General features: G+C 69.4%; 19 protein-coding genes. 8 read left to right on the top strand and 11 right to left on the bottom strand.

The genetic code is table 11. The annotated features are described in order from the left end of the window. The first annotated feature begins 452 nt into the window (after nucleotides 1-452). The gene (locus ABD255_RS26920; protein ID WP_344218742.1) at nucleotides 453-1,709 is read left to right on the top strand and encodes a pentapeptide repeat-containing protein; all 1,257 of its coding nucleotides are present in this window, start codon (nucleotides 453-455) and stop codon (nucleotides 1,707-1,709) included. 204 nt (nucleotides 1,710-1,913) lie between these two features. Here ABD255_RS26920 and hemB read toward each other — a convergent pair whose 3' ends face one another. The 7 genes from hemB to ABD255_RS26885 form a co-directional block, all read right to left on the bottom strand. Next, a complete protein-coding gene (gene hemB, locus ABD255_RS26915; RefSeq protein ID WP_344218740.1) occupies nucleotides 1,914-2,897 on the bottom strand; it encodes a porphobilinogen synthase in 984 nt (327 codons plus the stop codon). A 9-nt stretch (nucleotides 2,898-2,906) separates the two neighbouring features. Beyond that, a complete protein-coding gene (locus ABD255_RS26910; protein ID WP_344218738.1) occupies nucleotides 2,907-4,664 on the bottom strand; it encodes a bifunctional uroporphyrinogen-III C-methyltransferase/uroporphyrinogen-III synthase in 1,758 nt (585 codons plus the stop codon). After that, complete coding sequence (hemC, locus tag ABD255_RS26905; RefSeq protein WP_344218736.1) at nucleotides 4,661-5,542, bottom strand: hydroxymethylbilane synthase; 882 nt, start codon at nucleotides 5,540-5,542, stop codon at nucleotides 4,661-4,663. Before hemC ends, ABD255_RS26910 begins: the two co-directional genes overlap by 4 nt. Next, nucleotides 5,539-6,903, bottom strand: coding sequence for a glutamyl-tRNA reductase (locus tag ABD255_RS26900; protein WP_344218735.1), 1,365 nt, complete (start codon nucleotides 6,901-6,903; stop codon nucleotides 5,539-5,541). The genes hemC and ABD255_RS26900 overlap by 4 nt, the downstream gene beginning before the upstream one ends. Further along, a complete protein-coding gene (locus tag ABD255_RS26895) occupies nucleotides 6,900-7,655 on the bottom strand; it encodes a redox-sensing transcriptional repressor Rex (protein WP_344218733.1) in 756 nt (251 codons plus the stop codon). Before ABD255_RS26895 ends, ABD255_RS26900 begins: the two co-directional genes overlap by 4 nt. A 115-nt stretch (nucleotides 7,656-7,770) precedes the next feature. Next, nucleotides 7,771-8,010, bottom strand: coding sequence for a glutaredoxin family protein (locus ABD255_RS26890; RefSeq protein WP_344218731.1), 240 nt, complete (start codon nucleotides 8,008-8,010; stop codon nucleotides 7,771-7,773). Next, nucleotides 8,007-9,476, bottom strand: a complete 1,470-nt coding sequence (locus tag ABD255_RS26885) for a class I adenylate-forming enzyme family protein (protein WP_344218729.1) — start codon at nucleotides 9,474-9,476, stop codon at nucleotides 8,007-8,009. The genes ABD255_RS26890 and ABD255_RS26885 overlap by 4 nt, the downstream gene beginning before the upstream one ends. Nucleotides 9,477-9,492: 16 nt before the next feature. On the opposite strand from ABD255_RS26885, the gene ABD255_RS26880 reads away from it, so the two are divergent. The 3 genes from ABD255_RS26880 (at nucleotide 9,493) to ABD255_RS26870 (ending at nucleotide 12,269) form a co-directional block, all read left to right on the top strand. Beyond that, nucleotides 9,493-10,377, top strand: a complete 885-nt coding sequence (locus tag ABD255_RS26880; RefSeq protein ID WP_344218727.1) for an HAD family hydrolase — start codon at nucleotides 9,493-9,495, stop codon at nucleotides 10,375-10,377. A gap of 43 nt (nucleotides 10,378-10,420) precedes the next feature. After that, complete coding sequence (locus ABD255_RS26875; RefSeq protein WP_020388025.1) at nucleotides 10,421-10,963, top strand: sigma-70 family RNA polymerase sigma factor; 543 nt, start codon at nucleotides 10,421-10,423, stop codon at nucleotides 10,961-10,963. Nucleotides 10,964-11,180: 217 nt separating this feature from the next. After that, nucleotides 11,181-12,269 carry a DUF5667 domain-containing protein gene (locus ABD255_RS26870; RefSeq protein WP_344218725.1) on the top strand — a complete coding sequence of 363 codons (1,089 nt, stop codon included), beginning with the start codon at nucleotides 11,181-11,183 and terminating at the stop codon, nucleotides 12,267-12,269. 138 nt (nucleotides 12,270-12,407) lie between these two features. On the opposite strand, the gene ABD255_RS26865 is transcribed toward ABD255_RS26870, so the two are convergent. Continuing rightward, on the bottom strand, nucleotides 12,408-13,436 hold the full coding sequence (locus ABD255_RS26865) for a hypothetical protein (RefSeq protein ID WP_344218723.1): 1,029 nt from the start codon (nucleotides 13,434-13,436) through the stop codon (nucleotides 12,408-12,410). Between the two features lie 78 nt (nucleotides 13,437-13,514). On the opposite strand from ABD255_RS26865, the gene ABD255_RS26860 reads away from it, so the two are divergent. Continuing rightward, nucleotides 13,515-14,123, top strand: coding sequence for a TetR/AcrR family transcriptional regulator (locus ABD255_RS26860; protein WP_344218721.1), 609 nt, complete (start codon nucleotides 13,515-13,517; stop codon nucleotides 14,121-14,123). Between the two features lie 15 nt (nucleotides 14,124-14,138). On the opposite strand, the gene ABD255_RS26855 is transcribed toward ABD255_RS26860, so the two are convergent. The 3 genes from ABD255_RS26855 to ABD255_RS26845 form a co-directional block, all read right to left on the bottom strand. Beyond that, nucleotides 14,139-15,233 (bottom strand): lysophospholipid acyltransferase family protein, encoded by a 1,095-nt coding sequence (locus ABD255_RS26855; protein ID WP_344218719.1) that lies wholly within the window; start codon nucleotides 15,231-15,233, stop codon nucleotides 14,139-14,141. Continuing rightward, nucleotides 15,226-16,233: an NAD-dependent epimerase/dehydratase family protein gene (locus ABD255_RS26850; protein ID WP_344218717.1), complete on the bottom strand. Its 1,008-nt coding sequence runs from the start codon at nucleotides 16,231-16,233 to the stop codon at nucleotides 15,226-15,228. Before ABD255_RS26850 ends, ABD255_RS26855 begins: the two co-directional genes overlap by 8 nt. Before the next feature lie 85 nt (nucleotides 16,234-16,318). After that, complete coding sequence (locus ABD255_RS26845; protein WP_008356322.1) at nucleotides 16,319-16,420, bottom strand: 30S ribosomal protein bS22; 102 nt, start codon at nucleotides 16,418-16,420, stop codon at nucleotides 16,319-16,321. 122 nt (nucleotides 16,421-16,542) lie between these two features. Here ABD255_RS26845 and ABD255_RS26840 point away from each other — a divergent pair, with 122 nt between their 5' ends. Genes ABD255_RS26840 through crcB (ABD255_RS26830) form a run of 3 tightly spaced genes read left to right on the top strand, consistent with a single transcriptional unit; the run spans nucleotide 16,543 to nucleotide 18,102 of the window. Beyond that, nucleotides 16,543-17,202, top strand: a complete 660-nt coding sequence (locus tag ABD255_RS26840) for a class I SAM-dependent methyltransferase (protein ID WP_344218715.1) — start codon at nucleotides 16,543-16,545, stop codon at nucleotides 17,200-17,202. 43 nt (nucleotides 17,203-17,245) lie between these two features. Further along, a complete protein-coding gene (crcB, locus tag ABD255_RS26835; protein WP_344218713.1) occupies nucleotides 17,246-17,731 on the top strand; it encodes a fluoride efflux transporter CrcB in 486 nt (161 codons plus the stop codon). Then, nucleotides 17,728-18,102, top strand: coding sequence for a fluoride efflux transporter CrcB (crcB, locus tag ABD255_RS26830; RefSeq protein ID WP_344218711.1), 375 nt, complete (start codon nucleotides 17,728-17,730; stop codon nucleotides 18,100-18,102). The genes crcB (ABD255_RS26835) and crcB (ABD255_RS26830) overlap by 4 nt, the downstream gene beginning before the upstream one ends. Nucleotides 18,103-18,172 lie beyond the last annotated feature (70 nt).

The raw sequence follows: 18,172 nt of genomic DNA, 5'->3' as shown, positions 1-18,172 counted from the left end.
ACCCTGGACACCGGCTCAGGCAAAAACTCCAGAGCCAGCGGCACAACGTACTTCGGCGACTCCCCCGCCGCCGGCGCCCGCCACTCAGCGGGCCCGGTGACGGAGCCGACGGCCCAGAACCCGGGTGTCGGGGTAGCCCGCGCTGACCCACTCACCCAAAGAAAGGCCGGCTGCCCGTCCTCGAACAGCGCCGACCGGTAGTTGTCCTGCACGCACCACGTTCGCACGCCGTGCTCGATCAGCGCGCGAAGGTCCGTGACCGCCGGATTGCATTTGAGCACCCAGGCCCCGAGGTTCTCCCGGTTGACGCGTGGCCGACCTTCTCCCACACCGCTGACGGATCGCACGGAACGATTTTCCCTTGGCCGAACCGGCCGGAACAAGGGCGACCTGCTGTCGGGCGGCCGATCGTCGTACAGTCGCGCCTTACGTCTTCCGACAGGTGGGGTGTGATGGCGCGGTTTCGGCGAGGGGAACGGGCGAGTCTGGCCAGGGCTGTGGTCGGAACGCTGCTCATGGTCGGGTTCATCAGCGTCTTCGCCTGGCTCGGGCTCGCGCAACTGTTCAGCCGCCGATGGCCATGGGAGTTGACCGGTCCGGCGCCGTCGCAGTCCGACATCTTCAAGTTGGCGCTCGGGATGGCCGCGGCGGTGGGTGCGACCGTCGCGTTGGTCGTCAACTACCGGCGGCAGAACCACCTCGAGGTCGACTCGGCCGGGCAGCGGGACCAAATTCGCCTGCTGACAGAGAGATTCGGTGCCGCGGCAGCCCAGTTGGGTGGCGAGCAGGCAGCCGTTCGGCTGGCCGGGGTGTTCGCGCTGGCAGCCCTGGCCGACGAGTGGGAGGAGCGGCGCCAGCAATGCATCGATGTGTTGTGCGGCTACCTGCGCCTTCCGTACGTCGGCGAGCCGCCCGCCGGGCATCCCGAGTTGATCGTCGAGCAGCAGTCGAGCGCCGACGGTCTGCGGCAGCGGTCCGCCACCACGAGCTATCGGGCCGGCGAGCGTGAGGTGCGGCAGGCGATCGTCAACACGATCACCGAGCACCTCCAGGCGGACGCCAGGATCTCCTGGAGCAGCTACGACTTCGACTTCGACGGCGCGACGCTGGTCAACGCCAGCTTCCATGGCGCCGTGTTCGCCGGCGCCCGGACGTCCTTCTACGCAACGACGTTCGTCGGCCTCCGGACCACCTTCAACCGGGCTTGTTTCGTCGGCAAGTCGGTGTGGTTCATCAAGGCGGAGTTCCGCACCGGCGACACCGACTTCACCAAGGTCGACTTCCGCCCGGCGAACCGGATCTGGTTCGCCGGTGCCAGCTTCCTGGGCGACTGCTCCTTCGACCTGTCCACGTTCGACTCGCCGACCGTCGGCTTCGACCTCGTCACCTTCACCGGCTCCGAAACCGACTTCTTCGGCGTGACTTTCCCAGGCTCGGGGGTCACCTTCACCGGAGCCCTGTTCGACAGTGCTCGGACGTCCTTCGAGAACACCCGCTTCGGCTCACATGCCAGGGTGGAGTCACCGGATCATCCGTTGTCGGCAGCCCATTTCGCCACGGCAGGAAAGGTGAACTGGGGCTCGCGGGGAATCACGCCCGGCTGGCGACCCACCTCGCGGCGAACCGACGAGGAACGCGCCCGCCTGAACGACAGCCTCTTCTGGCCAAGCAAGAAGTCGCCACCCTCTGCGGCTGCTCCTGCGAGCTGACCTGCCCAGCCGACGCACGCCGCCCGCCTTCGAGTCACCTCCGCCCGCGACCAACCCCGCCCGCCGAATCACGTCGGCGCCGCGACTACCTGCTTTTACTGAGCAGGCGACGGAGGAGCCGGCGACCCAGGGTGGGTGGGAGCAGCTAGGGAGCGAACGACGGAGGAGTGAGCGTGGTCGGCTGCGTGAGGGGCGAGCGGAGTACTAGCGCTGGTCGAGTAGCTGGGCGGCTTCGGCGGCCCAGTAGGTGAGGATGGTGTCGGCGCCGGCCCGGCGGATGGAGTTCAGGGTCTCCATGATCGCGCGGTCGCGGTCGATCCAGCCGTTGGCGGCGGCGGCTTCGACCATCGCGTACTCGCCGGAGATGTTGTACGCCGCGACCGGGATGTTCACGTGGTCGCGGACCTGGCGGATGATGTCGAGGTAGGCCAGGGCCGGCTTGACCATCACGATGTCGGCACCCTCGGCGACGTCCAGGTCGACCTCGCGGATCGCCTCGCGGGCGTTCGCGCTGTCCTGCTGGTAGGTCTTCCGGTCGCCCTTCAGCGACGAGCCGATCGCCTCGCGGAACGGGCCGTAGAAGGCCGACGCGTACTTCACCGCGTACGCGAGGATGACCGTGTCGACGAACCCGGCCGCGTCGAGCGCGGTACGGATGGCTCCGACCTGGCCGTCCATCATCCCGGACGGGCCGACGACGTGCGCGCCCGCCTCAGCCTGCGCCACGCCCATCTCGGCATAGATCGCCAGCGTCGCGTCGTTGTCGACGCGCCCGGCGGAGTCCAGTACGCCGCAGTGCCCGTGCGAGGTGAACTCGTCCAGGCACAGGTCCGACATGACCAGCAGGTCGTCACCGACCTCCTGTACCGCGTCCCGGATCGCCACGTTCAGGATCCCGTTCGGGTCCAACGCTCCGGAGCCGACCTCGTCCTTCGACGACGGCACCCCGTAGAGCATCACGCCACCGAGACCCAGCTGAGCGGCCTCGGCGATCGCCTTGCGGGCGGTGTCGCGGGTGTGCTGGTAGACGCCCGGCATCGAGTTGATCGCGATCGGCTCGCGCGCGTCCTCCCGGATGAACATCGGCAGGATCAGTTGACGACGCTCCAGCGTGGTCTCGGCGACCAGCCTGCGCATCGCCGCGGACGACCGGAGCCGCCGCGGCCTCACACCCGGGAAACCAGACATCGGGAGAACCTAGCTCTTCCTACGAGAGCCCGAGCGGCGCTCGGACGGGCGGGTGACCGGTTCACCGGCCTCGAGCATCGTGTCACGCCGGTCCGCCCCGAATCGAGCCAATGCGTCGGCCAATTCCTCGGCGGACGGCGACTCGGCCATCGCGTCGACGCGCAGACCGTGCTCCTCGGCGGTCTTCAGCGTCGCCGGGCCGATCACCGCGATCACCGTCGAGGCGTGCGGCTTGCCGGCGATGCCGACCAGGTTGCGCACCGTCGAGGACGAGGTGAACACGACCGCGTCGAACTTGCCGGACTTGATCGCCTCGCGGGTCGGCGCGGGCGGCGGGGCGGCCCGCACGGTCCGGTACGCCGTGACGTCGTCGACCTCCCAGCCGAGATCGGTGAGGCCGGCCACCAGCGTCTCGGTGGCGATGTCGGCGCGCGGCAGGAAGACCCGGTTGATCGGGTCGAGCACCTCGTCGAACGGCGGCCAGTCCTCGACCAGCCCGGCGGCCGACTGCTCACCCGACGGCAGCAGGTCGGGCCGGATGCCCCAGGCGCCGATCGCCTCGGCGGTCTTCTCGCCGACTGCCGCGATCTTCAGGCCGGAGAAGGCCCGCGCGTCCAGACCGTACTCGTCGAACTTCTCCCGGACCGCCTTGACCGCGTTCACCGAGGTGAAGGCGACCCACTCGTAGCGGCCCTCGACCAGGCCACGGATGGCCTTGTCCATCTGCTGCGGGTTGCGCGGCGGCTCGACCGAGATCGTCGGCACCTCCTCCGGCATCGCGCCGTAGCGGCGCAGCCGGTCCATCAGCGGGCCGGCCTGGTCCTTGGTGCGCGGCACCAAAATCCGCCAGCCGAACAGCGGCTTGGTCTCGAACCAGGACAGCGACTCGCGCTGCTCGACGACCGAGCCGACCACGACGACGGCCTCGCCGGTGACCTTGGCGGCGCGCAGGTCCGCCACGATGGTGCCCAGGGTGCCGACTACGCTGGTCTGCGCGGTGGTGGTGCCGCCGACGGTCGCGGCGACCGCGGTACCGGCGTCGAAGCCGGCCTCGATCAGCGCGGCGGTGGTCTCCTTGAGCACGTCCACGGCGTTCAGCAGCACCAGCGTCTGCTTCGGGTGCAGCCGGCTGAAGTCCAGCTTGGCCTCGGCCAGGTCGAGGACCGTGACCTCGCGCTCGCCCTTCATCGTCAGCGGGATGCCCGCGTACGCCGGCACGGCGCTGACCTCGCTCACCCCCGGGATCACGTTGAAGCCGATCCCGGCCTTGCGGCAGGCGACGGCCTCCTCGGCTCCGCTGGAGAAGGTGAACGGGTCGCCGGTGAGCAGCCGGACCACGTTCGCCGCGGACTTGGCGGTCTTGACCACCAGGCGGGCTCGGGCGGCGACCTTCAGCGCCCGGCTGCCCTCGGCGCCGGAGCCGGCGACGATCTCCACGCCCGGCTTGCAGTAGGCCAGGAACGGCTCGTGCTCGGGTCCCTCGACCACGACGGCGTCGGCGTTCGCCAGCACGTCGCGTCCGGCCAGGGTCAGCAGCGACGGGTCGCCCGGGCCGACGCCGACGAACGTGACGTGGCCGAGCGGTCTGGCCTGCTTGACGGTCGTGGTGCTGGCTGCGATCTTCGCCGGCACCTTCTGCGGTGCCTTGGTGGCCGCTGCTGTCTTCGCGCTGCTCACGTCTGCTGTCGCCTTTGCCCTTGTCCTGCTCGTCTTGTTGCTCGTCTGCGTGCTCGCCTGCGTACTCGTCGTTCCCCGTGCCGGTGTCATGTCTGCTCCAGCAACTCGTTCGCGAGTGCCCGGCCGAGACCGTGCGGGTCGTCCACCGGCCCGTTCGCCGACAGCCGCCGTACGCCGCCCTCCTGGCCGAGCGCTCCCCGGAGCCACAGCTCCGGCCCGTCCTCACCTTCGACCACCTCGGCCAGCGCGCCGACCGGAGCCGTGCACCCTGCCTCAAGCGTGGCCAGCATCTGCCGTTCCGCGGTCACCGCGGCGCGGACCGCGGGATCCTCCAGCGGGGCCAGTGCGGTCAGTACCGCGGCGTCGTCGGCGCGGCATTCGATGCCCAGGGCACCTTGTCCCGGTGCCGGCAGCACCTGGATCGGATCCAGCGTCTCGGTGACCTCGGACAGCCGGCCCAACCGGGCCAACCCTGCCCTTGCGAGCACCACCGCGTCCAATTTGCCATCGGCGACCATCGCGATCCGGCTGTCCACGTTGCCGCGGATGCCGGTCAGTTCCAGGCCCAGTCCGAGCGCCTCCAACTGCGCGACCCGGCGGGGTGAACCGGTGCCCACCAGAGCACCGGTCTGCAGCTCGCCGAGGCTGAGGCCGTCGCGGGCGACCAGTACGTCGCGCGGGTCCTCGCGGAGCGGGATGGCGCCGAGTGTCAGGCCGTCGACCGGCGCGGTCGGCAGGTCCTTCAGCGAGTGCACCGCGATGTCGATCTCGTGCGCCAGCAGCGCGTCGCGGAGCGCGCTGACGAAGACGCCGGTGCCGCCGATCTGCTCCAGCGGCGCGCGGCTGGTATCGCCGGTGGTGACGATCGGCACCAGCTCGACCTCGTGCCCGAGCGCGCGCAGGGACTCGGCGACATGAGTTGCCTGGGCTGTCGCCAGCGCTGACCTGCGGGTACCGAGCCTGATCATGCGGGGGCACCTCCGGGGGTCTGCGCTGCGCTGTCGTCAGGCTTGTCATAGGCGCCATCAGGCGCGACGTCGGCAACGCCGTCGTGAGCTGTCGGGGTCGCCTTGGGTGCGGTGACCGCGTCCACCGTGGCGGGGTCGAGCGCGAACAGCTCGCGCAGCGCGTCGGCGTAGGTCGGACCGCCCGGATCGGCGGCCAGTTCCTTCACCCGCACGGTCGGCGTGTGCAGCACCTTGTCGACCACCCGGCGGACGGTCCGGGCCACCTCACCGCGCTGGGTCTCGTCGAGCCCGGGCAGCCGGCGGTCCAGCCGGGCCAGTTCGGTGTCGACCAGTTGGCTGGCCATCGCCCGCAGCGCGACCACGGTCGGCGTGACGGACGCGGCTCGCCGGGTCGCCTCGAAGGCACCCGTCTCCTCGCCGACGATTCGCCGTACCTCGTCGATGTCGTGCTCGCTGCCGCCCGCCGTACCGGCGAGGTCCGCGAGGGTGACCAGCGTGACGCCCGGGATCCGCGCGGCAGCAGGATCGACGTCTCGCGGCAGCGCCACATCCAGTACTCCGAACGGCCGCCCGTCCGCCGCGTTCCGGACCATGTCCTCGGTCAGTACGACGCCCCGCGCGCCCGTGCAGGACACGACCAGGTCGACCTGGGCCAACGCGTCGGGAACCTCGGCCAGGCGGATCGCAGTACCGCCGACCCGGTCGGCCAGGGCGACAGCGCGATCGAAGTTGCGGTTCGCGATCGTGACGCTGGTGGCGCCACCCGCGAGCAACGTCTGGGCGGCCAGGGAAGCCATCGAGCCGGCCCCGACGACGAGCGCCCGGCGGCCTTCGTAGCCGCCGACGGCGTCGAGCCCGGCAGAGACGACCGAGCGGCCGGCCGAGTCGATGCCGGTCTCGGCGCGGGCCCGCTTGCCGACCCGCAGGGAGTGCTGGAACAGGGCGTTCAGGCCGGTGCCGATCGTCTCCAGGTCCTGGCCGACGCGCAGCGACTCCTTCACCTGCCCGAGGATCTGGCTCTCGCCGACGACCATCGAGTCCAGCCCGACCGCGACCTGGAACAGGTGCGCGACCGCGCCCTCCTCGAAGTGCACGTAGAGGTGCTCGGCCAGATCCAGCAGCGGTACGCCGGTGATGTCGGACAGGATCGCGGTGACCTCGTCCATACCCGCGTGGAAGCGGTCGACGTTCGCGTAGACCTCGGTGCGGTTGCAGGTGGCGAGTACAGCGGACTCGGAGACGGCCGGGGTGTGCTGGACCGTCAGTGCGAGCTTGGTTGCCGCCTCCGGGTCGAGCGCGACCCGCTCCAGGACCGAGATGTCAGCGCTGCGATGCGAGATGCCCACGACCAGATAGCTCATGCGCCGACACCCCCGCCCACGCTCGGCAGCTCCGGCAGACCGTTGATCGCTGGTAGTTCGGGCACCTGGGGGAGCGCCGCCTCTCCGGACTTTCGTTGTTCGTGGTACGCCAGGATCTGCAACTCGATCGAGAGGTCCACCTTGCGGATGTCGACGCCGTCGGGCACGGACAGCACCACCGGCGCGAAGTTCAGGATGCTCGTCACCCCGGCGGCGACCAGGCGGTCGCAGACCTCCTGGGCGGGGCCGGCCGGAGTGGTGATGACGCCGATCGAGACCCGGTCGGCGGCGACGATCTCCTCGAGCTCGGCGAAGTCGCGGACCACCATGTCGCCGATCCGCTCGCCGACCAGCTGGGGGTCGGCGTCCAGCAGCGCCACGATGCGGAAGCCGCGGGTGCCGAAGCCGGAGTAGTTCGCCAGCGCGTGCCCCAGGTTTCCGATCCCGACGATGACGACGGCCCAGTCCTGGGTGACGCCGATCTCGCGGGCGATCTGGTAGCGCAGGTACTCCACGTCGTAGCCGACACCGCGGGTGCCGTAGGAGCCCAGATAGGAAAGGTCCTTGCGGAGCTTGGCCGAGTTGACGCCGGCCGCGGTCGCGAGATCCTCGCTCGACGCGGTGGCGATACCACTGTCCGACAACGCGGTCAGGGCCCGCAGATACACCGGCAAGCGCGCGACAGTGGCCTCGGGAATGCCGCGTTCGGTTCTCGTCGGCGCGCCGGGGCGACGGCTGCGGGCAGGCGTCACAATTCTCCTGGAAATGGTGGTTCTCGAGTCACCGCCTCACGGCTGGCGACTACCCCACTCTAGGAGCTTGTGAACGTGAGAACAAAATCGGGAACGGCGCCAGTGACCGAGAGCACTAACTTGTCAAGGCCTTCTTCAGCCTGACCGGGTCCACCCGCCAGAAGTCGTGCTGGCGGCCGTCGACGAAGGTGACCGGGATCTGCTCGCCGAACTCCTGGAACAGCGCCTCGTCCTGGGTGATGTCGATCTCGCTCCAGCCGACGCCCAGTTCGGCGCAGACCTGCTGGACGATCACCCGGGCGTCGTCGCACAGGTGACAACCCGGCTTGCCGTAGAGAATGACCCGGTCCGTCACCGGTCCGCCTCCCGCAGCCGGCCCTTGGCGACCTTGCCGGTGACGGAGTGCGGAAGGTGGTCGACCACCTCGATCTCCACCGGACACTTGAACCTGGCCAGCCTGGTGCCGGCGTACTCGCGGACCTCGGCGGGGTCGATCGCCGTCCCGGTCTCCGGTACGACGAACGCCTTCACCGCCTCACCGGTCTCGTCCGAGTGCACCCCGATCACGGCGGCCTCCCGTACTCCGGGCGCGTGCACCAGGACCTCTTCCACCTCGCTCGGGAACACGTTGAACCCGGACACGATGATCAGTTCGCGCAGCCGGTCCACCAGGAACAGGTCGCCGTCGGCGTCGAGGAAACCGACGTCGCCGGTGCGGTACCAGCCGTCCTCGTCCGGGCCGTCGACGCCGTCCGGCCAGTAGCCGGAGAAGACGTTGTCGCCGCGGATCAGGATCTCGCCCGGGTCGTCGCCCTCGACGTTGTCGCCCTGCTCGTCGGCGATCCGGATCTCGACGTTCGGCAGCGGACGGCCGACCGAGCCCGGTTTCGGGCTCTCCTCGCCGAGCGTCGTGGTCACCCCGGGCGAGGCCTCGGTCAGCCCGTAGCCCTGGTGCACGAACAACCCGGTGGCCTGCTGGAACCGGTCCGCCAGCCCGCGATCGAGGGTGGACGCGCCGGTGAGCACCACCTTGACCGTCTTCAGCGCGTCCTTCAGATCCGGCCGGGCCAGGAACGCGTTCAGCGCCGGCGGAGCCAGCGGCAGCCGCGTCACGCCGTACTGGCGGATCAGGTCGATGGTGGCGGTGGAGTCGAAGCGGCGTTCGATCACCAGCGCGGCGCCGCTGGCGACGGCCCAGCCGAGCACGGCGTTCAGGCCGAACGCGTGGAACATCGGCAGCACCGCCAGGACGAGGTCGTCCGGGCCCATCCGGTCGTCGCCGAGGCTCGACAGGTTCTTCACGTTCGCGCCGAGCGCCCGGTGGGTCAGCATCGCCGCGCGCGGGTCGCCGCTCGTCCCGGAGGTGTAGAGCAGGACGGCGAGCGCCTCGGGGTCGGTCTGCGGCGTGAGCGGAGCGTGACCGGTGAGGTCGCCCGGACGGACCACGCGGATGCCCGCGGCCCTGTCCGCGAGGTCGCCGTCGGCGACCGCGAGCCGGGCGCCGGAGTGCGCGATCACGGTGCCGACCTCGGCCTTGGTCAGACCCGTGTTGAGCGGGACGGCGACCAGTCCGGCGCGAAGACATCCCAGGTAGGACGTGACGAACTCGACGCTGTTCGCCATCAGCAGGACGACCCGGTAGCCCGGCACCAGCCCCGCCGCCGAGAAGCCCTGGGCAGCCTCGTCGACAGCGACGTCGAGCTGGCTCCAGGTCAGCCGCCGGTCACCGTCGACCAGCGCGAGACGTTCGCCGTGACGTTGCGCTGTGTCACGAAGAATGTCCGCGAAGTTGAAGTTCACCAGGCGAGTCTGCCACGACACCGCTAGGGTCCTCCCTGTGACTCGACCTACGTCGCGTGATCTGCGCGCCCGGTCGGTGCTAGCCGGTGAGGCCAGTGCGGCCGCGGCCGAGCTCGAGGCCGCCCTGCAGACACCGCCGGTGACCCATGCCGCCGCCTTCTTCGACGTCGACAACACGATGGTGCAGGGCGCGTCGGTGTACCACCTGGCCCGGGGTCTGTACCGGCGGAAGTTCTTCAGCACCGCCGAGATCGCCCGCAAGGCGGTCGACCAACTCCGCTTCCGGCTGCAGGGCGAGACCCCCGAATCGGTGGCGAACGCGCGCTCGTCGGCGCTGTCGTTCATCGCCGGGCACCGGGTCAGCGAAGTACAGATCCTGGTCGAGGAGATCTTCGACGAGTTGATGGCCGACCGGATCTGGCCGGGCACCAAGGCGCTGGCCCAGCAGCACCTGGACGCCGGCGAACGGGTCTGGCTGGTGACCGCCGCGCCGGTCGAGGTGGCCCGGTTGCTGGCGCGCCGGCTCGGCCTGACCGGAGCACTGGGAACGATTGCAGAGACGCGAGACGGGGTCTATACAGGCGCACTCGTGGGCGATATTCTCCATGGCCCGGCGAAGGCGGAGGCCGTCCGCGCGCTGGCGTCGCACGAGGGGCTGGAGCTGGCCTCCTGCGCGGCGTACTCGGACTCGGTGAACGATCTGCCGATGCTCGAGCTGGTGGGGAATCCAGTGGCGGTCAACCCAGACAACAAGCTGCGGCGACATGCGCAAGTGGCCGGTTGGCGGGTCCTTGATTATCGCGTCGGGCGGAGGGCGGCACGCCGCGCGCTGTTGACAGCCGGTGCCTTAGGCGTAACGCTCGGTGCTGTCTCAGCCGCTGTGGCCATTCGCGGGTGTGTCAGAAGTAGACGTGTCAGTTGAACGGGGAGAGAACTTGACGACGCCGGAGCCAAGCCCGGACGGGATGAGACGCGCAGAGCTCGTCGATCGCGCCCAGGCAGGGGACGTCGGTGCGTTCGGCGAGCTGTACGACGAGTACTCGCTGACCGTGTATCGCTACATCTACGCGCGAGTGTCGTCGTCGGCGCTCGCGGAGGACCTGACCAGTGAGACGTTCGTCCGGGCGCTGCGCGCGCTGGACTCGTTCCGCTGGCAGGGCCGGGACTTCGGCGCCTGGCTGGTGACGATCGCCCGGAACCTGATCACCGACCACTACAAGTCGGGCCGGGTCCGGCTCGAGGTGGTCACCGACGAGATCGAGACGCACGACCGGCAGACCGAGGGGCCGGAGGTCGACGTCCTAGCCGCCGCCACCGCCGAGGTGCTCCGGGACGCCGTCGCGGCGCTGCCGGAGGAGCAACGCGACTGCCTGACGATGCGGTTCTTCGCCGGCCTGTCGATCGCCGAAACGGCCAAGGCGCTGGAGAAATCCGAGGGCGCCGTCAAGCAACTGCAACTGAGGGCCGTACGGCACTTGGCGAAGGTTATCCCCAAGGACTTGAGGTGAGGAGGATGACAACGAATGTCTTTCGTAACCCGTCAGGGAGTTTCCTCGTTTGCCTGGTGAGGACCTGTCGGTGACCCCGACTGGCCATTGAGGAGAACGAGAACTCATGAGTGACCTAACCAGGGCTCGAGCGCGCGCGGAGTCATTCGCGCACGCCGTCGATCACGGGCCCCGTCACTCTTCGCGACTGAGCGATGACCCCGAGCTGACGGAAGCTGTGGAACTGGTCGGACGGCTGAGGACCGCCGGCGCAGTTGCACCGCGGCCGGAGTTCACTGCCGAGCTGAGGCACCGCCTCCTCGAGCAGGCCGCGGCGCGTGCCGCGACGACGACTCCGACCGTGGTACCCAGCAGGCCGGACAGCCCGGACGAACCGCCTCCGCGCGAGGACGACGACGCGTCCGTGACAGAAATCCGCCATCGTCACGGCCGGCGTATCCGGCTCGTGGCCAGTACGGCGGCGCTGGTCCTGCTCGGAGGTGGCATCGGTTCTGCCGCCGCCGCCCAGCAGGCAATGCCCGGCGACACGTTGTACGGGATGAAGCGCAGCATCGAGAACGTCTCCACCCAGGTGAGCGTCGGTGACGACTCGCGGGGCCGGCGCGATCTGGAGCATGCGATGACCCGGCTTTCCGAGATCCGCGCGCTGGTCGGTAGCGGTGGTGGCGACGTGGCCACCATCAACGGCACGCTCGACGACTTCTCCGCGCAGGCCCGCAAGGGCGTGTCCCGGCTCGTCGCCTCCTACCAGCAGGATGGCGACGTCAGTTCGATCACGGCAGTCACGACGTTCATCACCGGCGCCCGCCAGGCCATCGGTGAGCTCGCTCCGAAGCTGCCGCCCGAGTCGCTGAAGGCCGCGGTCGAGGCGCTGGCGACGATCGAGCAACTCGCCCAGCACACGACGGTCGCGTGCCCCAAGTGCGAGAAGCCGACGCCGGCCAAGGGCGCGAACCAGCCGAACAGCGTCAACCCCGGCACCGAGCCGTCGACACCGATCAAGGGCGGACCGTCCCCCGCGGCGACGACGAAGCCGAGCACCGGTACGGCGCCGAGCACGGTTCCGTCCACCAGCACGAAGACGGGCGACCCGACGATCGTCGAGCAGCCCACCACCAAACCGACGGATCTGAAGACGCCGCCGAAGCCCTCGAGCACGCCGAGCGCGACACCCAGTGTTCCGCTGCCGAGCCTCCCGACGCCGTCCACGACAAGCTGGCCCTGGCCGTTTCCGACGCTGAGCCTGCCGCTCCCGGCCATCAATCTCCCGGGCGTGGTCCAGACTCTGCTCCCACCCTGGAAGTAGCTCCGGACATCCGAAGGGTCCGCTCCGCACACCGCGGACCGGACCCTTCGTCGTGTGCAGCGCGACGCGTGCGGCGCGACGTGGATGCCGGCTCAGAACCTGGCGAGGTGGGCGGCGAGTCCGTCCAGCAAGTTGGGGCTATTCGAGGCGGAAGACGTGGACGATGTGAGGTGCGTCCGCGAGGGTGTGCGGCGCCAGGGCGTGGTAGGCCCAGACGTGAACCCAGGCGTTGCCGGTTCGCAGGGTCAGCACGGTTTTGAACATGCCCGGGACGAAGTAGGTCAGGAGCAGGAAGCTGACCGAGAGGACGGCGTTGCCGGGCGAATCGAAGACCGTCCAGGCGTCCCAGAGGTGGAGCGCCGTATAGGTCAGTCCGCCCAGGATCACGGTGGCCGGAGTCGATCCGGTCAGCCGGAGGAACCGGGGCACCAGGATCGCGTAGACGAAGATCATCGCCGGCAGCACAGCGCCCGCCAGGTACAGCGCGAAGGTCAACGGAACCCCGACCAGGAACTGGTGCGGGGACAGGTCGAAGATCTTCGGATCCAGTGCGGCGATCTGGACGAGTGACTCGACCAGCAGGACGGCAGCGATCAGGACCGCGTCCGCCCGGCGATCACCCGAGCGGAGGTTGAGCTGTGCCGCTGAGTAGCGCCGCCGGAAGTACAGCAACGGAACCACCGCGTAGACGATGAGGTTGTACGACGCCCAGGTGATCGCCTCGGCCGGGCTGACGTGCTGGTGGGTTCCGTAGATCGAGCCGGCCAGGTGAAGCCCGAACGGATGCCAGCCCAGCAGTCGGGCCAGCAGACAGCCGATCATCAGTGCGCCGGCTCCATAGCCGAGCAGGAACAAGGTTTCGCGACCCGCGGTGGCTCGGTCCGGCGCGCGGTCGGCGAGATCGGGCCGGTCCCGCTTGCGGGTCAGCCAGTACGTCAGGCCGATGAGCAGAAACACCTCCAGCAGGGCCAGGTTGGCATCCACCAACCGTCCGACAGGGGTCCGCTCCGCGGTGGCCGGCCAGTCGAAGGGCAGGGCATCGCCCGCGACCGCGGCCACCACACCGTTGACGACCAGCCAACCCGCGACAGCGAGCCCGACACTGGGCCGGCGGAGCACACAAGCCGCGACGCGACGCGACCGATCGGCGTTCAGCAGCAGGGGCACGAGGCGCTCCGAAGTTTTGGTAGCACGACTGTGCTAGTTGGAATCGAGAGCGTAGCACGACTGTGCTATAAAAGGTCTATGCCCATCGTGGTGGATCCGGTCCAGCGCCGGCTGGACGTGGTCGCCGCCGTGGTGCGGGTGATCCGCCGAGACGGCATGGAACACGTCTCGGTCCGCAACGTCGCTCGGGAAGCCGGGCTGTCGATGGGATCGCTGCGGCACTACTTCGTGAGCCAGTCAGAGTTGATGATCTTCGCGTTCCAGACGATCATAGACCGGATCGAGGCCCGCCTGGCAGCCCTGCAGCCCGCGGCTGATCCGCGACAGCGAGCGGAACAGGTGCTGGCCGAACTGCTCCCGCTCGATGACGAGCGCCGGGCCGAGAACGAAGTCTGGTTGGCCTTCACCGCCCGGGCGACGGCCGATCCCGCGCTCCGGGAACTGCGCGCGGGCGCTTACGACAACCTCCGCGCCGGGTGCCGGCACCTCATCACGGGACTCTCGGCGGCCGGCCTGGCACCCACTGACATTCCCGCCGAGACGGAGCGACTGCATGCCTGGCTGGACGGTCTCGCCGTGCATGCGGCGATGCGTGCCGACCTCCACACCCCGGAGTCACTGACCGCTGCCATCGCACGCCACCTCGACGCCCTGGCGATCGAGGCGAAGGCCTTGCGGCTCACCTGAGGGAGCCGGAGCGGGTCAGAAGAAGACGCTGCGGCGCTGCATCAGGAGGGCGTACAGGGTCTGCTGGATGGTTTCGCGGACCTGGTCCGTCACGTTGAAGACCAGCATCGGGTCGTCGGCAGCGCCCTCGGCGAAGTCGTCGGTGCGAATCGGCTCGCCGAACTCGATCAGCCACTTGGACGGCAGCGGGATCAGGCCAAGCGGGCCGAGCAGCGGGAAGAACGGCGTGATGGGGATATAGGGAACACCCAGCAGCCGGGCCAGGGACGCCATGTTGCCGACCAGCGGATAGATCTCCTCGGCCCCGACGATCGAGCACGGAACGATCGGTACGCCGGTGCGCATCGCCGCGCTGACGAAGCCGCCGCGGCCGAAGCGCTGGAGTTTGTAGCGCTCGCTGAACGGCTTGCCGATGCCCTTGAAGCCCTCCGGCCAGACGCCGACCAGGTTGCCCCGGCTCAGCAGCCGTTCGGCATCGTCGTTGCCGGCCAGCGTCGCGCCACCCTTGCGGGCCAACTCCCCCACGAACGGCGTCTGGAACACCAGGTCCGCGGCGAGCGTGCGCAGCGGGCGGTGCGCGTGGTCGGCGACGATCAACTGGGTGATCAGGCCGTCCAGCGGCATGGTGCCGGAGTGGTTCGCGACGATCAGGGCGCCGCCGGTGTCAGGGATGTTCTCGACGCCGCGCACCTCCACCCGGAACCACTTCTCGGCGAGCGGGCGCAGGACGGACAGGATCACCTGGTCGGTGAGTTCGGAGTCGTAGCCGAACTCGTCGACCTCGTACTCCCCGGTCAGCCGGCGGCGCAGGAAGGCGAGGAACTCGGCGATCTTGGCCTCGCCGTCGGCGCCGAAAGTCTCCCGGACGAACTTCTCGAAGCCGGCGAAGTTCTGCATCTCGCCCGGATCGGGCTCAGCAGCAGCCTGTACTGCGGGCTCCGGCGGCGGGGGCTCGTCGAGCTTCCGGCGGGATTGGGACTTGGCGGCGCGGGCCTTGGCGGCCTCCGGTCCGGCGAGGGCGCGGGCCGCGGCCGACGGCGTCGTGCGGCGACCGCTGCCTCGGCCTGGGCGTCCACCGGAACCGATCGGGATGACGTCCGCGTCAGCCACGCACGGCCCCCAGTCCAGCGGCCAGCAGGCGCGAGGCTGCGGTCATCGCGCCGGTCCCCAGCGTGGCGCGGAAGTCGTCGAACGCGCCGGCGGTCGTGTACTCCGGTTCGAAGCCGAACTCGCTCCGCATCCTGGTCGTGTCGACCGCGCGCCCGTAGGTGAGGAAGGTGATCTGGTCCGGCGAGAAGTCGGCGATCCGGGCCCGGCGGACGACGGCCGCGGTACTGGCGGCGGTGAAGGTGGGCAGCCGGAGCGCCGGGCGGCCGAGGCGGCGGATCGCCTGGGACAGCGAGAGCACCCCGTCGCCCGCCAGGTTGAAGGTGCCGGGCAGGTCGTTCACGGTGGCGTGGTGGATCGCCCGGACGCCGTCGTTCTCGTGCAGGAACTGCAGCCGGGCGTCGTGGCCGAGAACAGTGGGGATCACCGGCAGCGCGAAGTACCGGGTGATCGGGGAGTCGATCTGCGGGCCGATCCAGTTCGCCATCCGCAGGGTGGTGACGCAGACGTCGGGGCGGCGCCGGGCGAAGCCGCGCACATAGCCCTCGACCTCGACCGCGTCCTTGCTCAACCCGGTCTGGTGGATCGCCCGCGGCGCCATCTCCTCGGTGAACATCGCCGGGTCACGCGGACCGGCGCCGTACACGGTGGTCGACGACTTCACCACCAACTTGCGTACGCCGGGCGCCTTCTGGCACGCGGCGAGCAGTTGCATGGTGCCGATGACGTTGATCTCTTTCATCGACGACCGGCCACCGGCGCTTCCAGGGGTCGCCACGACCCCCGTGTGGACGACGGTGTCGACGTCCTCGCCGGCTATCACCTTGGCGATCACGGGGTTGCGAATGTCGGCCCGGACGAACCGGACCCGACCGAGCTCGGCCCGCGGCGGCACCACGTCGATGCCGATCACGGTCTCGATCTCGGGATCAGCTGCCAGGCGGCGGGCACAACGAGCACCGGCGTCCCGGGAGACGCCGGTAACCATCACTACCTGTGCCACGAGTGACCCCCAGCCAGACAGCAACTCCGCTTGACGCCGCTCTGGACCCCAGAGCGGCGGACAGCGCCATTTGTGGCAGCAGGGCCTACTTGCCGAGCTTGCGGCGCTGCACCCGCGTCTTCTTCAGCAGCTTGCGGTGCTTCTTCTTCGCCATACGCTTACGGCGCTTCTTGATAACGGAACCCACAGTGGACCTTCCAAACTTAAAGAGAGCGTCGGCAAAGCCTACCCGCACGGCACCTGTCTGACCTAAGTGAGGCCTCCCACGCGCTGGCTAGGCTGGTACTTCGCCGACTGGGGAGGCCGCGAATGACCGCTCGTTACAACGGCTTGGCCGACTGGTACGACGCCCGGTTCGTGGCTGGGGCGCCTCGCCATCAGCCCTCGCTGCCGGAGCTCCTCGGGCCCGGTTCGGGTCGTTGCCTGGACCTCGGGTGCGGCACCGGTCGCAATTTCGACACCATCCGTGACAGCGGCCGTTCCGTCGTCGGCGTGGACCACTCGGCCGACCAACTCCGGCTGGCGCGGACCAGGACCGACGGTCCGCTGATCGAGGCCGACGCCGCGATGCTCCCGTTCGACGACGCTTCCTTCGACACCGTGCTGGCGATGTGGATCTCCACCGACCTCGACGACTTCACCGGCGCCCTAACCGAAGCCACCCGCGTACTGCGCCCCGGTGGGCTGCTGGTCTGCTACGGCGTCCACCCGTGCTTCAACGGCCCTCACATCGAGTGGAACGAGGACGGCTCCCGGCTGATCCACCCGTCGTACCGGACGTCCGGCTGGCACGAGGCGGCGCCGTACTGGGCCGACGACGGTATCCGCCGCCGGGTCGGCATGCGCCACCGCTCTCTCCCCGAACTGCTCAACGCCTTCCTCCGCCCAGAACTCACCCTCGAACACTTCGAAGAGCCCGACGCCATGCCGGTCCCCCACTCCTTGGCGATCAAGGCCCGCCGCAACTGACCCAGCCGACGGCGGCATATCGTCGGGGGCGGAGGAGGTGCTGGTGGAAAGCGATCCGTCGCCGCGGGAGCCTGTTGATTCGGATGTGGACCTGCGTCAGTCGGCTGCGGCTGCCTACGGGCAAGGTCGCGGCGGTGAGGCGGCCGTACTCGCAGCGATCGCGGCCGGTGGTGCGATCGGCGCCTCCGCCCGGTATCTGGTCGGGCTCGCCTGGCCGACGACCTCCGGGTCGTTGCCGTGGGCCACGTTGGCGATCAACGCGGTGGGCTGTCTGCTGATCGGGGTACTGATGGTGCTGGTGTCCGAGGTGTGGATCCAGCAGCGGCTGCTCCGGCCGTTCGTCGGGACGGGGATCCTGGGCGGGTTCACCACCTTCTCGACCTACTCCGTCGACATCCAGCAGTTGATCGCCGACGGGCATCCGGGCGCAGCGTTGACCTATCTGGCGGCCACGGTGGTTGGCGCCCTCGCCGCCGTCTGGGCCGCGACCCGAACGACCCGCGCTCTGGTCAACCGGAGCCGTCGATGAAGCTCCTCCTGGTGATCGCGGGCGCCATGGTGGGTGCGCCGCTGCGCTACCTGGCAGACCGCGCGATCCAGGCGCGGCACGACAGCGCGTTCCCGTGGGGAACGTTCACCGTCAACGTCGTCGGCTCCGCCATCCTCGGCTTCGTCGCGGGCGCCACCATCGCCGCCGAGGCCCCGCACTGGATCCAGCTCCTGGTCGGTACCGGCTTCTGCGGTGCGCTCACCACCTACTCGACCTTCTCCTACGAGACCCTCCGGCTGTACGAGCAGAACGCCAAGCTCCCCGCCGTCGCCAACCTCACCGCCAGCATTCTGGCCGGTCTTGGCGCCGCCTATCTCGGCATCGCGGTCAGCCAATCGATCTGGACCTAGTGTCCTGAGTCGGAAGTTCGTGCTTCAGCTCCGGTGTCCAGGTGCGTGCATCGCAAGGCGGAGAAGCGGC

Origin of the sequence: Kribbella sancticallisti, assembly GCF_039530625.1 — a bacterium.
Taxonomy (GTDB): Bacteria; Actinomycetota; Actinomycetes; order Propionibacteriales; family Kribbellaceae; genus Kribbella; species Kribbella sancticallisti.
Note: the sequence above shows the minus strand (reverse complement) of the source record. Positions and strands in the feature narration are given on the sequence as shown.